General features: G+C 68.3%; 1 protein-coding gene. It reads left to right on the plus strand.

The annotated features are described in order from the left end of the window. On the plus strand, positions 1-16,426 hold a 16,426-nt coding region (locus tag QSJ18_RS19840), incomplete at its 5' end, for an amino acid adenylation domain-containing protein (protein WP_353507227.1). Positions 16,427-16,453: the final 27 nt, after the last annotated feature.

The following is a 16,453-nucleotide window of genomic DNA, read 5'->3' on the forward strand; positions in this document are numbered from 1 at the left end:
CGAGCTCGGCGAGATCGAAGCCGTACTCGCCTCCGCGCCGGGTGTGGTGCACGCGGCCGCGACGGTCGTCACCTCGCCAACCGGTGAGGAACAACTCGTCGGCTACCTCGCTCCGTCGAGTGTGGACATGGACGCGGTCAACGAGGTCCTGAGTACGTCGTTGCCGCAGTATATGCGCCCGTCGGTCTGGGTTGCCCTCGATGAGATGCCACTCAACACCGCGGGCAAGGTGGCGCGCCGCGAACTGCCGCAGCCCGAGCTGCGAGTCGCCGAATTCGTCGCTCCGGCAACAGAATCAGAACGGATTGTGGCTGGAGTCTTTGCCGAGGTGTTGGGGGTCGGCACCGATCAGGTCGGAGCCCTGTCTGCCTTCTTCGACCTCGGCGGCAATTCGTTGTCGGCCACCCGGGCCGTCGCCCGCGTCGCCGATCTGCTCGCCGCCGACATCTCGGTGCGTGACCTCTTCGACGCGCCGACGGTACGTGCGTTGGCCGCCGTCGCCGACAACCGCGGCGCCGGGTTGGCGCCGGTCACCGCGGTCGATCCACGTCCGGACCGGGTGCCGTTGTCCTTCGCCCAGCAGCGGATGTGGTTCATCAACCGCTTCGATGCGTCGTCGCCTGCGTACAACATCCCGGCCGTGCTGACGCTGTCGGGCACTCTCGACGTCGACGCACTGCGGCGCGCCGTGCTCGATGTGGTTGCCCGCCACGAGATCTTGCGAACGACCTTCCCTGCCCACGATGGCGTACCCCATCAGCAGGTGGTCCCGGCGACTGCTGCCGAGGGTCTGCTGGACTGGGCTGTCGTCGACCGGCAAGCCGACATCGAGGCCGCGGTGATGACCGGCTTCGACGTCTCGGTGGATCTGCCGTTGCGCGTCCGGCTCTGGCCGGTGCGGACCGGCGAGCACGTGCTGGCCGTGGTCGCCCACCACATCGCCGCCGACGGTGAGTCGATGGTTCCGCTGGTGACCGACGTGGTGACCGCCTACGCGGCTCGCACCGCGGGGCGGGCACCGCTCTTCGTGCCGCTCGAGGTGCAGTTCGCCGACTACGCGCTGTGGCAGCATGCCGAACTCGGCTCTGCCGACGACCCGGATTCGGTGGTCGGTCGCCAATTGGCCTACTGGACCGGCCAACTCGCGGGTCTGCCCGATGCGCTGGACTTGCCGACCGACCGGCCGCGCCCTCCGGTCGCCTCCCAGCGCGGTGCTCAGGTGAGCACCGAACTACCGACCGCGGTCGCCGACCAGGTGGCCGAACTGGCCCGCGCCCAGGGCGTCACCCCGTTCATGGTGGTGCACGCCGCCCTCGCCGTGCTGTTCGCCCGGCTGTCGGGCACTGACGACATCGCCATCGCGACACCGGTCGCCGGTCGCGGCCAGCGGGTTCTCGATCCGTTGGTCGGAATGTTCGTCAATACGCTCGTGCTGCGCACCCAGGTCGCGCCCGGGGCATCGTTCCGCCAGGTCCTCGAACAGGTACGAGCGGCCGACCTGGATGCCTTCGGCAATGTCGACGTCCCGTTCGAGTCGCTGGTAGAGGCGCTCAATCCGGTGCGCTCCGAGGCATTCTCGCCGCTGGCGCAGGTGATGCTCACCTTCAACGACGCCAGCCGCGGCGCCTCCATCGGCGAGTTGCTCGGCGGCGCCGCCCTGGACGGCCTGACCCTGTCGCCCGTCGAACCCGCGGAGCGGCCCGCTCAGCTGGACCTCAATGTGGTGGTCTCGGCCGCCGCCGCCGGACAGAACTGGCATATCGCGACCACCTATGCCACCGACCTGTTCGACTCGTCGACTGTCGAGGCGATGAATGCGCGCTTCGTGGCGATCCTCGACGAGCTCAGTGCTGTGCCCGATCGGGTGGTCGGAGACGTGGCGCTGCTCGGTGCGGACGAACGGATGTGGACCGCCGAAGTCGAGTATGGCGCGCAGGTGGCCCTGCCCGCGGTGGCGACGGTGGCCGACGCCGTCGCCGAACGCATTGCCGCGGAACCCGATCGGGTCGCCCTCGTCTTCGGCGAGCGCGAGGTGACCTTCGCCGAGTTCGGTGCCCGGGTCAACAGCCTGGCCCGGCGCCTCATCGAGATCGGTGTCGGACCGGATGTTGCGGTGGCGCTGTGTATTCCGCGATCTGTGGAGATGATGGTGGCGATTCACGCGGTCGTCGCCGCGGGCGGTCAGTACGTTCCCGTCGACACCGCGGCGCCGAGCGACCGCATTCGGTACATGCTGGAGACCTCCGCGGCCGCCGCGCTGCTCGTCGCCGACGCCGCAGCGGTCCCGGATGCGGTGGCCGCCGCAGTCGACAGTGGGGCACAGGTGCTCGGAGTCGATGCCGCCACCGAGATCACCACACCGGTCGCACCGATCACCGACGCCGAACGCCGGGGGCCGCTGGCCGCCGACAACGCCGTCTACACCCTGTTCACCTCCGGCTCCACCGGTCGTCCCAAGGGCGTGACCCTCACCCACGAGGCCGTCCTGAATCGGTTGTGGTGGGGTTTGGACGCGCTGCCCATCGACTCGTCCGATGTGGTCGTACAGAAGACGACCTACACCTTCGACTGTTCGGTGCCGGAACTGTTCGCCCCGTTGATCATCGGCGCGCGCACCGTCGTGCTGCGGGACGGGGGACATCTCGATCCAGGTTATGTTGCCGACGAGATCGCGCGGACGCGCGCCACCATGGTGCACTTCGTGCCGTCGATGCTGTCTGTGTTCCTCGAAGTCGTCGGACCGGAACGGGTGGCGGCACTCGACACCGTCCGGATCGTCTCGACGACGGGGGAGGCGCTACCGCCCGCGGTGGCGGCGACGGTACGCCGGCTGTGGCCGTCGGCGCTGTTCTTCAACCTCTACGGTCCCACCGAGGCCGCGGTGGAGATCACCTTCGAACGTATCGAGCAGGTATCGGCCGATGATCCGACCGTGCCGATCGGTGTGCCGGTGTGGAACTCGTCGGCCGTGGTGCTCGACGCCCGGTTGCACCGGGTGCCCGTCGGGGTGCCCGGCGAACTCTACCTCGGCGGCATCCAGTTGGCCCGCGGGTACGCGGCCCGGCCGGATCTGACCGCAGAACGCTTCGTGGCGGACCCTTATGGCGAACCCGGTGCGCGGCTCTATCGCACCGGCGACCTCGTCAAACGCACCGCCGACGGGGGTATCGAATACCTGGGGCGCACCGACTTCCAGGTGAAGCTGCGTGGCCAGCGCATCGAACTCGGCGAGATCGAGTCGGTCATCGCGGCCGGGCCGGGCGTGGTGCACGCCGCCGCGACGGTGGCCACCGCACCCGGTGGCGGCGAACATCTGGTGGCGTACCTGTCCGGTGCGCCGGGCACCGCGCTCCAGCTCGATGCGGTCAAGTCCGTGGTATCCGAGGCACTCCCGGAGTACATGCGCCCCACGGTGTGGATGGTGCTGGAGGACATCGCGCTCAACACCGCGGGCAAGATCGATCGCCGATCACTGCCCGAACCGGAGTTCACCGCGGGCGACTACGTCGCGCCGGAGGGCACCGCCGAAGTCGCGGTGGCGCAGGTGTTCGCCGAGGTGCTCGGCGTGGATCAGGTCAGTGCCACCGACAGCTTCTTCGACCTCGGCGGAAACTCGCTGTCGGCGATGCGGTTGGCCGCACGCGTGGGCATTTCACTCGGCGTGGACATCTCGGTTCGCGAACTGTTCGACGCCCCGAGTGTGCGCGCGTTGGTCGCGTCGATATCCGACGCCGATCCGGCGCTCGTGCCGGTGACCGCGGTCAGCCCGCGACCGGATGTGATCCCGTTGGCCTTCGCTCAGCAGCGAATGTGGTTCATCAACCAGATGGACCCGACCCAACCGACCTACAACATCCCGATCGTGCGGCGGGTGTCGGGTGAACTGGACGTCGACGCCCTGCATGCCGCGATGATCGACGTGGTGACCCGCCACGAGATCTTGCGGACCACCTTCCCGGTTGTCGACGGTGTGCCGACACAGAAGATCGCGCGCGCCAATTCGGTTGCAGCACGCCTGGACTGGTCCATCGCCGATTCGATCGCCGAGGTCGAGGAGGCTGCGCTGACCGGATTCGACGTCACCACGCAGTGGCCGATCCGGATTCGCCTGCACCGGGTGGGCCCCACCGAATACGTCTTCGCCGTGATCACCCACCACATCGCCTCCGATGGCGAGTCGATGCTGCCATTGCTGACCGATCTCACCGCGGCCTACCTTGCCGAGGTCGCTGACCGCGATCCTGAATTCGAGCCGATGGCCGTCCAATTCGCCGACTATGCGATCTGGCAGCGTACGGTGCTCGGTTCACCCGACGACCCGGACTCGATCGTCGGCAAGCAGATGGCCTACTGGCGTGGTCGGCTCGCAGGTCTGCCCGACGTGATCGAGCTTCCGACCGACCGGCCGCGGCCGGCCGCGGCGAGCGGTGTCGGCAGGCGACTGGCATTCGAGATCCCGGCCGAGACCGGTCGCAGCATCACCGAACTGGCACACCGGCACGGTGTCACCTCCTTCATGGTGGTGCACGCCGCGTTGTCGGTGGTCCTGGCGAGGCTGGCCGCCAGCGAGGACATCGCGATCGGAACGCCGATCGCCAATCGTGGCCGGGCCGAGCTGGATCCGCTGATCGGCATGTTCGTCAACACCCTCATCCTGCGGGCGCGGGTGAACCCCGAACTGACCGTCGCCGAACTGCTCGCCGAGATCAAGCGCGCAGATCTCGACGCCTACGCCAATGCAGACGTACCGTTCGAGGCGGTGGTCGAGGCGACCGGTGCGGTGCGCTCGGCCGCCTTCGCGCCGTTCTCCCAGGTCTGGCTGACCTTCGATCAGTCCGCGCTGCCCGAACTGGGGGACGGCACCGCGCTGCCCGCCGAGATCGGTGGACTCGACATCGTGCCGATGACTTCCGATGTGGTGCCCGCGCGGGTGGATCTGATGGCATCGATCGTCGATGCCGCCGAAGGTGTCTGGTACGGCTCGTTCATCTATGCGGTCGACCTGTTCGACGAGTCGACGGTGGCATCGATGGCCGATCACCTCGTCACCGTGCTGGGTGAACTGACCGCCGACGCCGACCGACGGGTCGGGGAACTCCGCATCGGTGCCGGACTGGCGGTCGCGGATCTGGCGCGCGAGCGTCAGGCCGTGTCCGCGCCGGTGGCCGCGATGGCCATCGCCGACTCGGATGCGATCGTGACCGGTGGACCGGGAACGGCGCCGCGGCTGCTCGCCGAGATCTTCGCCGACGCCGCCCGGACGTGGGGGCCGCGGCAGGCGGTCATCGACACCGACGGTGCGGCGCTGACCTACACCGAACTCGATGTGCGGTCGAATCGGCTGGCGCACTGGCTGATCGGCCAGGGCATCGGACCGGAGAAGCTGGTCGCGTTGGCCATCGGCCGGTCCGCGGAGTTGCTCACCGCCATCTGGGCGGTCGCCAAGACCGGTGCCGGATATGTGCCGATCGACCCGGACTATCCGGCCGAACGCGTGCTGACGATGATCGAGGACTCCGGCGCTGGGCTGGGCCTGACGGTGACCGCTACCGGCGACCTGCCGGGTGAGGCTTTCGACTGGCTCCGCCTCGACGAGGTTGCCGTCGCCGCCGCGATCGCGGCCGGCTCTGATGATGCCGTCACCGATGCCGATCGGCTCGGTACGGTGGATGTCGCCAACATCGCTTACGTCATCTACACGTCGGGTTCGACCGGCAGGCCGAAGGGCGTCGCCGTCACCCACAGCGGTCTGGCCAACTTCGCCGCCGAGGAGATCAGACGCGCCAACGCCGACGAATATGCGCGTGTACTCGGTTTCGCCTCACCGAGTTTCGACGCTTCGGTGCTGGAGTATCTGCTCGCCACCGTGTCCGGCGGTGTGCTGATCTACCGGCCCACCGACGCGGTGGGCGGAGCGGCGCTCGGCGAGCACATGATGCGGCAGGCGGTGACCCACACCTTCCTCACCCCATCCGTGCTGGCCACGCTGGACCCGCAGGCGCTGCCCGCGCTGCGGGTGGTCTACGCCGGTGGTGAAGCGGTGCCGCAGACGCTCAAGGATCAGTGGGCGCCGTTGCGCCGCATCCAGAACCTGTACGGACCCACCGAGACGACGATCGGTGTCACCATCAGCGCGCCGATGGGAGTGGGAGAGCCGATCACGCTCGGTGGACCGCTCGCCGGTGTGGGACTGATGGTGCTCGACAACCGGCTCCGGCCGGTGCCGGTCGGTGTGCCGGGCGAACTGTACGTGTGTGGCGGTGCGCTCTCACGCGGCTACCTGGACCGTCCGTCGCTCACCGCCGAACGGTTCGTCGTCAACCCGCATGGCGCGCCCGGCGATCGGATGTATCGCACCGGTGACGTGGTGCGTTGGCGGCGGGGCCCCGCAGGCGATGCGGTGCTCGAGTATTCCGGGCGCAGCGACGATCAGGTGAAGCTGCGCGGTCTGCGCATCGAGCTCGGTGAGATCGAAGCGGTGCTGGGTGAGTACCCGGGAGTGCGGTCGGCCGTGGTCGTGGGTGTCGGCGGCTCGGTGGCCACCGCGCTGGCAGGCTATGTGGTCGCCGACGCCGAGACCTTCGACGTCGCGCAGGCCCGGACCTTCCTCGCCGGCCGACTGCCTGCACATATGGTGCCGGCGTCTATCCAGGTGCTGGACGCACTGCCGATGACCCCGGTGGGCAAACTCGACAAGCAGGCGTTGCCTGCACCGGTGCTGGAGATCGCCGATTTCGTGGCGCCCGAGACCGATACCGAGAGTGCGGTCGCCGCGGCGTATGCGGAGGTGCTGGGCGTCGGCGTCGACGAGGTGTCGGTGACCGCCGACTTCTTCGATCTCGGTGGTAACTCGTTGTCCGCGACCCGACTTGCCGCCCGGGTGGCGGAGGTTATCGACGCGCCGCTGTCGGTGCGCGACGTCTTCGAGTTTCCCTCCATCCGGTCCCTGATCGGGTCGGTCGATCGGACCGGCGGTGACGGATTTGCGGCGATAACGCCGACGGTGCCGCGGCCGGACCGGGTGCCGCTGTCCTTTGCACAGCAGCGGATGTGGTTCATCAACCAGTTCGACACCACGTCGCCGACCTACAACGTGCCGATCGGGGTGCGGGTGCGAGGCGCCTTCGATGTGGCGGTCTTCCATCGGGCGGTGCTCGATGTGGTTGCCCGGCACGAGATCCTGCGTACCACGTTCCCCTCGGTCGACGGTTCGCCGGTACAGGTCGTCCACGAACTGGAATCGTCCGGCGGACAACTCGACTGGGCGGTCGTCTCCTCCGCGGAGGAGGTCGAGGCGGCCGTGACGACCGGCTTCGACGTGAGCACCGAGTGGCCGGTACGGGGCCGCATCTGGCCGGTGGCCGACGACGAGTGGGTGGTCGTCGTGGTGGCCCACCACATCGCCGCCGACGGCGAGTCGATGGCCCCGCTGCTGAACGATCTGATGATCGCCTATGCGGCCCGCAGTATCGGGGTGGCCCCCGAATTCCCGGCGCTCGACATCCAGTTCGCCGACTACGCGCTGTGGCAGCACCGGACCCTTGGCTCGGTGGACGACCCGCAGTCGATCGTCGGTGCCCAATTGCAGTACTGGGCAGAACAACTCGACGGTCTACCGGACGTGCTGGAGTTGCCCGCGGACCGTCCGCGTCCGCGTGTCGCGAGTCAGCATGGTGCACGCGTGGACTTCCGGGTACCCGCCGAACTCGCGGATCGTGTGACGGCCCTGGCGAGGGAGAAGCACGGCAGTACCTTCATGGTCATCCACGCCGCGCTCGCGGTGCTGTTGGCCCGGTTGTCGGCGACCGACGATATCGCGATCGGCACCCCGATCGCGGGCCGCGGCCGCCCGGAGCTCGATCCGCTCGTCGGCATGTTCGTGAACACCCTGGTGCTGCGGACCAAGCTCGATGCGGATACGACGTTCGACAGTGTGCTGGAACAGGTGCGGCACACCGACCTGGATGCTTTCGCCCATGCTGACGTGCCGTTCGAGACGCTGGTCGAGAAGCTCGATCCGGTCCGCTCGGAGGCGTTCGCACCGCTGAGTCAGGTGTGGTTGACGCTGGACCAGACGGTGCTGCCGGAGTTCGCCTTCGGGGAATCGGCAGACACCGGCGGCGGTTTGGACCTGACGCCCATCGACCCGGTCGCGACACCGGCAAAGGTCGATCTGCTGATCGGTCTGACCGTCGGCGCCGCCGGCCAGGTGTGGGACGGATCGATCGTCTATGCCACCGACCTGTTCGATGCCGCGACGGTCGAACTGTTCGCGCAGCGACTGGTGGTCCTGCTCGATGAGCTGACCGCTGCACCCGCGTCGCGGATCTCCGCGGCGAGCCTGCTCAGCGCGGACGAACGGGCACAGATCGACCGGTGGTCCGACGGTGCGGAGATCGACCTGTCGGATCCGCAACTGGCCGGGCGGCCGGTGCACGGCACTCTCGCCGACCTGGTGACCTCGGCGACGCAACGGTTCGGTGACAGCCCCGCGGTGACCTTCGGAACGCGAACGCTGACCTTCGCCGAACTGTCCTCGCGGGTCAACACATTGGCGCGGCAGCTGATCAAGGCCGGCGTCGGACCCGATGTCGCTGTCGGCGTGTGCATCCCGCGATCGGTCGAGATGGTCGTCGCGCTGCACGCGGTGGTGGTCGCCGGTGGTCAGTACGTCCCCATCGACACCGGCGCACCGACTGACCGGGTCGCCTACATGCTGGAGATCTCGCGCGCCGCCGCAGTGGTGGTGGCCGCGTCCGCGGGCGCGCCCGGCGCGGTTGCCGAGGCGATCCCGGCCGATGTCGCGCTGATCGTCGTCGACTCCTCGACGCCGATATCCGATGCCGTGGCACCGGTCACCGACGACGAGCGACACGGTGTGCTGCGCGAGGACAACGCGGCGTACACGATCTTCACCTCCGGGTCGACCGGTCGCCCCAAAGGCGTCACGGTGTCGCACCGGTCGGTGATGTCGCAGCTCATCTTCGACCAGGACTACTACGCGTTCGGACCCGACGACGTGTTCCTGCAGGTGCTTGACTACACCTTCGACCCGTCGGTGCTGGAGTTCTTCCGGTCCTCCTATGACGGCGGCCGGCTGGTGATGATGCGCCCCGGCGAACATCGGGACCCGTGGGCGATGGCCACCTACGTCAGCACCGAGAAGGTCACTTCGCTGATAGCGGTGCCCTCGATGCTGTCGTCGATGCTCGAGGCGCTCGGTGAATCCGGCGACGACCTCATGTCCTCGGTTCGCCACATCCACACCGGCGGCGAGGCATTGCCTCCCGCGGTGGCCGACCGGCTGCTCGCGCGGTGGCCGGCGGCCGGTCTGCACAACCAGTACGGCCCGACCGAGGCGACGATCTTCGCGACCATCTCCGAGGTGATCACCGGGCGGGCGACGGTACCCATCGGGATTCCGCTGTGGCACGTCAGCGCACATGTGCTCGACTCGCGTCTACAGGTCGTGCCGATCGGGGTTCCCGGTGAGCTCTACCTGGGTGGCCTGCAGGTTGCCCGTGGCTACGCCAGCCGTCCCGGGCTGACGGCCGAACGCTTCGTCGCCGACCCGTTCAACGGTCCGGGTAGCCGCCTGTACCGCACCGGTGACCTGGTCGCATGGAATGCCGACGGCCAGCTCGAGTATCTGGGCCGCAGCGACTTCCAGGTGAAGCTGCGCGGCCAGCGCATCGAACTCGGCGAGATCGAGGCGGTGCTGGCCGCGGCGCCGGGCGTCGTCCACGCCGCGGTCACCGTCGACCGTGCGCCCTCGGGCGGCGAACTGCTCGTCGCCTATGTCGACGGGACCGACCTCGACCGTGCGGCGCTGGCCGACTACGCGGCCGGCCACCTGGTCGAGTTCATGCAGCCGGCCGTCTGGGTGATCCTGACGGCGATGCCGGTGAGTACCGCGGGCAAGGTCGACCGGAAGTCGCTGCCGGAACCGGATTTCGGGACCTCCCTCGACCATCACGTGGAGGCCGCTACCGACACCGAACGGTCGCTCGCCGCGATCGTCGGCGGACTCCTCGGACTCGAACGCGTGTCGGTGACCGAATCGTTCTTCGCCCTCGGTGGGGATTCGATCATGTCCATCCAGCTCACCTCGGCTGCCCGTGCCGCCGGACTGGCCCTGTCGCCGCGACAGATCTTCGAACTGAAGACGATCCGGGCGATGGCTGCAGTGTCCGATGCCGGCGTCGAGCAGATGCCGATGCTGGCCGAGTCGTCCGAGCGCGGTGTCGGGCGTATCGAACTGCCGCCGATCGTCGGGTGGATGCTCGAATTGTCGGACGACCCGACCGATTTCGCCGATTTCAGCCAATCTCGGCTGCTGATCGCTCCGAACGGGTCGACACTCGCGTCGGTGACGCCGGTGCTGGCCGCCGTGGTCGACGGGCATCCGATGCTCACCGCATCCTTGCGGCGTATCGACGGAGAGTGGGTACTCGCGACGGGTGGGACCTCGACCAGCGAGTCGAAGGTCGCCCCGTCGATGGTCGCCCCGTCCATGATCACCCCGTCTATGATTACCGAGGTCAACACCGATGCGTCGGTTGATGATCCACGCTTCGACGAGGTGGTCCGTGCGGCGCACGCACGTGCGTGCGGTCGGCTCGATCCCGCCGCCGGCGCTCTGGTCCAGGCCGTGCTCATCCATGCCGCGGCCGGTGAGGACCGGTTGCTGCTGGTCATCCATCACCTCGGGGTGGATGCCGTCTCGTGGCCGATCCTGATCGAGGATCTGATCACGGTGTGGTCGCAAGACCAGAGTGGGGTGCCTGCCCAGATCCGGCGTGAGGAGACCACTGCGCAGGCATGGCATGGTGCACTGGCCGCACAGGCCGAGGAGCGGGCAGGCGAACTCGACCATTGGCTGGCCCGAACCCCGCAGCGCCCAACCGATCTCGGCGTCGCACTGGACCGGGACCGGGACCGGGAGGCAAACGGTGTCCGCATCAGCCATCGGGTCGCCCCCGCCACCACCGAAGCGGTGTTGACCACGGTGCCCGAGGCATTCGGTGCGGTACCCGGGGACGTGCTGCTGGCGGCACTCGCCCGTGCGGTGCGCGGCTGGCAGGTGTCGCGAGGTATCGACGACCAGGATCGGGTGGTCGTGCTGTCCGAAAGCCATGGTCGTCATGACGAAGTGGTCGAATCGGGGCCTCGCCCGCGCCGTGCGGATCTCTCGCGCACAGTCGGCTGGTTCACCTCGATCGCGCCGGTGTCACTGGAACCGTCGATCGACATGATCCACGCGGTCAAGGCGGCCAAGGAAGAGCGGCTGACGCAGCCAGGGGCCGGAGTCGGTTTCGGGCTGTTGCGGTATCGCGGCGCGACCCCGCTGACCGACCGGCCGCTGCCCAGCATCGCGTTCAACTTCTTCGGTGCCGGGGCGGCGCGCAGATCCGCCGATCCGACCCATGTGGTGCCCTACACCGTGGCCGCCGAGGGACCGGCCTTGCCGCCCACGGTGACCGGGGCGATGATGTTACCCGCTGCGTTGAGCGTCAACGTCTCGACGGTACCGGTCGAGGGCGGACGCAGTCTGGTCGCCGACGTCTCCTTCGCCGCGGCGGTGCTGAGTGCCGATGCGGTTGCCGACCTGATGGCACGCTGGGAGGACGAGCTGGCCGAGGTCGTCGCAAACCTCGCGACGGTCGGGGATCCGGGGCCGTCACCGTCGGATGTCGCTGGTGTCACCCTCACCCAGGACGATCTCGATGTGCTCGGTGCCCGATATCCGGGGGCGGCGATCTGGCCGCTGTCGCCGTTGCAGCGCGGACTCTACTTCCAGGCCGAGCTCACCGCCGGGACCGATGCCGGTGCCGACGTCGACGTCTATCTGACCCAGGCCGTGCTGACCCTCGGTGGCCGCGTCGACCCGGCCCGATTGCGTCGGGCCGCCGCCGACCTGATTGACCACCACCGGGTGCTGCGCACCGGTTACGTGCGGACCGGTACCGGTGCGGTCGTCGCGGTGGTCGCTGGATCGGTGCCGCTGCCGTGGACCGTCATCGATCTCGGCGATGTCGCCGAGGACGCCCGCGAGGGTCGCATTCGCGCCATCGCGGACGAACAGCGTCTGCAGTCCTTCGACATGACGACCCCGCCGCTGATCCGCTTCGTCCTCGTCGAACACGGGCAGACCGCGACGCTGGTCGTGACCAACCATCACATCCTCCTCGACGGATGGTCGGGACCACTGGTGCTCGCGGACATGCTGGCGCTCTATGCGCGGGGCACCACCTTCACCGGGCAGCACGCTCCGCAAGGCGGCGATTTCGAAACCTACCTGCGTCACCTCGCCGCCACCGATCACGACGCCGGGTTGCGGGCGTGGGGCCAGGTGCTCGCACCGCTGAGCGAGCCGACACTGGTCGCCTCCGATGTCGAGGTGACCGCGGAGGCGATGCCACGCGATCGGGATCAGCTCCTCGACGTCGAGTTGGCGGCCGGGATCGAACGGCTGGCCCGGGAGCGGGGTGTCACGGTCACCACGATCATGCAATTCGCGTGGGCGGTGTTGCTGTCGCGGATGACCGGTAACAGGGTCGTCGCCTTCGGCGAGACGGTCTCCGGACGGCCCGCCGACCTCGATGGGGTGGAGTACCTCGTCGGACTGTTCATCAACACACTGCCGGTGGTCGTCGACCTCGCACCCGAGACCCCGATCGGCGATGTGCTGGAACAGATGCAGGCGCAGAAGGTGTCGGTCCTCGATCATCAGCACATCGGGCTGCCCGAGATCATCGCCACCGGTACGTTGCCGACGCTGTTCGACACCCTGACGGTGCACGAGTCCTATCCGGTCGACAATTCGTCGCTGTCCACGGCCGACGCGGATCTGACTGCCGGGTTGCAGATCATCGGGGTGGACGCCACCGACGCCACCCATTACCCGCTGAATCTGGCCACCGCCCCGGTGGGGAATACGTTGTCGCTCAAGGTGAAATACCTGCCCTCGGCCTTCGACGACGACCAGGTCGACACGATCGCGCACACTCTGGTACGGATCTTGGAGGCCGCCGTCGACGGTCCCGACGTCCAGGTCGGCGACATCGGCCTGCTGTCGATGGGTGAGGCGGCCGCGCTGAGTCCGGTGTCCGGGGCCCAGGCCCCGTCACCGCGGCTGACCGCCGATGTCTTCGCCGAGGTGGCGCGACGTCATGCGGACAACGTCGCGGTCACCGACGCCGACGGCGGGGCGCTGACCTACGCCGAACTCGACGCGCGTTCCAACCAGCTCGCCCGTGGACTCGTCGAGTCCGGCGTGCAGCCGGAATCGATTGTCGCACTGGCCCTGGGCCGGTCGGTCGAGCTGGTCACCGCATACTGGGCGGTCGCCAAGATCGGCGCCGCCTACCTGCCCATCGACCCCGGCTATCCGGCTGATCGCATCGCGCACATGATCTCTGACGCACAGGTCGAGATCGGAATCACCACCGACGATCTGATCCCGGAGCTGCCGGGCGAGGTGCGGTGGACGGCCGGGGCGGCGCTCCGCGCCGACGACTCCGGCGCTCCACGAGCGGCTTCGCCGATCGAGGCCGGTGAACTGCCGCGTCCACGCCGCCTGGACGCACCGGCCTACGTCATCTACACCTCCGGCTCGACCGGGGTGCCCAAGGGTGTCGTGGTGACCTACCGCGGGCTGTACAACTTCGCCGCCGCCGAGGTGGCCCGGTTGCGCACCGATGCGGGTTCACGGGTTCTGGGTTTTGCCTCACCGAGTTTCGACGCCTCCGTCCTGGAATGGATGCTGGCCTCGATGGTGGGTGCGACCCTGACCTATCGACCGGACGACGTCGTCGGCGGCGCTGCCCTGGCCGATTTCATCGCGGCTCGTTCGGTGAGCCACGTCTTCCTCACGCCGTCGGTGCTGTCGAGTATCGGCGATGTCGAGCTACCGGAGTTGAAGGTTCTCGCCGCCGGTGGCGAGGCGGTGCCGACGACGCTGGCCGACAAGTGGGCCGCGCAGGTCTCCTTCCACAACGCCTACGGTCCGACCGAGGCATCGGTGGCGCTCACCCTGAGCGCGGCACGCACGCCGGGCCGCCGGATCGACATCGGTGGTCCCATCGCCGGTGTCGAGTTGTTGGTACTCGACGACCGCCTGCGGCCGGTACCGATCGGCTTCCCCGGCGAGTTGTATGCCGCCGGGGTCGGGCTGGCCCGCGGCTATCACCGTCGCCCAGCCCTGACCGCCCAGGCATTCGTCGCCGATCCGTACGGCAAACCCGGAGCGGTCATGTACCGCACCGGCGATATCGTGCGATGGGTGCGAGCCGACTCCGGTGAACTGGTCATCGAGTACGTGGGACGCGGCGACGATCAGGTGAAACTACGTGGTCTGCGTATCGAACTCGGGGAGATCGAGGCCGCGCTGACCGAGTGCCCGGGGGTCGCCTCGGCAGTGGTCATCGGTGTCGGCGGCGCGGTCGCCTCCGCGCTGGCCGCCTACGTGGTACTCGACGATCCGGTCGAGGTGACCGCGATCCGTGAGCAACTCACCACCCGGCTGCCGGTACATATGGTCCCCTCCACCATCACCGTGCTCGACGCGTTGCCGCTGACCCCGGTCGGCAAGCTGGACAAACGTGCGCTGCCCGCACCGGTGATCGACGCGGCGGTCTTCGTCGCACCCGACGGCGAAGCGGAAACCCTGGTGACGCAGGTCTTCGTCGAGGTTCTCGGCGGTATCGCCGAGGTGTCGGTCACGGCGAGCTTCTTCGAACTCGGTGGGAACTCGCTGTCGGCGACCAGGCTGGCGGCGCGGGTTTCCGATGTTCTCGACGCAGATGTGTCGGTCCGGGACGTCTTCGAGGCGCCGACCGTACGCGAGCTGGCGGGGATCGTCGCGGGCCGCAGCCGGACGCTGCCCCCGGTGACGGCGATCAGTCCACGGCCGGAACAGATCCCGCTGTCCTTCGCCCAGCAACGGATGTGGTTCATCAACCAGTTCGACACCACGTCGGCGGCCTACAACATCCCGATCGGGTTGCGGCTCACCGGCGATCTCGACGTCGCGGCGCTGCAACGGGCGATCGTCGATGTGATCGCCCGGCACGAGATCCTGCGCACCACCTTCCCCGCCTCCGACCCGGCGCCGGTGCAGTTCATCCACGCGCCGGATTCCGCACTCGCACGACCGGATTGGCAGGTCGTGACCGATGAGTCGGAATTGCTCGCCGCCACCACCCGTGGATTCGACGTCACGGTCGAGGTGCCGTTGCGGATCCGGCTGTATCGGGCAGGCGAACAGGACTGGATTCTGCTGGCGGTGCTGCACCACATCATCGGTGACGGCGAGTCGATGGTGCCGCTGGTGACGGATATGGTGACCGCCTACGTCGCCCGTATCGGCGGTGACGCTCCCGAATTCGCCGCCATGCCAGTGCAGTTCGCCGACTATGCGATCTGGCAGCACACCGCACTCGGTGACGGTGACGATCCGGAATCGGTGGTCGGAACCCAGCTCCGATACTGGACGAGGCAACTCGCGAATGTGCCGGAGGTCCTCGAGCTGCCCGCCGACCGGCCACGGCCGCCGGTGGCCTCACATCGGGGGGCGATGCTCGAATACGAGTTGCCCGCCGAGATCGGCGCACGCATCGGGCTGATCGCGCGGGCACACGGAGTCACCGACTTCATGGTGCTGCATGCGGCACTGTCGGTGCTGCTGGCCCGATTGTCGGCGACCGACGACATCACTGTCGCAACCCCCGTCGCGGGGCGTGGTCAGGCCGACCTCGACCAGGTCATCGGCATGTTCGTCAACACACTGATCCTGCGGACCCCGGTCGATCCGGGGATGTCCTTCACCGAGTTGCTCGCGCAGGTGCGCGGCACCGATCTGGAGGCGTTCGCGAACGCCGAGGTGCCCTTCGAGACGGTGGTGGACAAGATCAACCCGACCCGCTCGACGGCCTTCGCGCCGCTCGCACAGGTGATGTTGCTGATCGATCAGCCCGCAGCGGCCGGACCTGTGTTCGACGATCACGGGGTGGCGATCACCCCGCTCGACCCACCGGCGGTCGCCGCCCAGGTCGACCTGACGTTCTCGGTCACCGTCACCGAGAGTGCACCGTGGATCTGTTCGGTCATCTACGCCACCGATCTGTACGACGAGGACACCGTCCGGACGCTCATCAACCGGTTCGTGAACGTGCTCGACGCCACCACCTCCGCGCCGGCGCAGCCGGTCGGGCAGGCGCCGATCGTGTCCGACACCGAGATCGAGCGCATCGTGGCGTGGTCGTCGGGGTCGCCGCGGGCACGCGACACCTCGACACTGGCCACCCTGCTGGTGCGGGCGCGCACCGTCGTCGGGGCGGCTGGCGACGGAGACGATCCGAATGCGGTGCCCACCGCCAATCAGCAGGAGAGTACGACCATCGATCAGCAGGAGACCGGACAGTGACCGAAATCGTTCAGATGGCCCCGCCCT

Source organism: Gordonia heveisoli, assembly GCF_030315745.1.
Taxonomy (GTDB): domain Bacteria; phylum Actinomycetota; class Actinomycetes; order Mycobacteriales; family Mycobacteriaceae; genus Gordonia.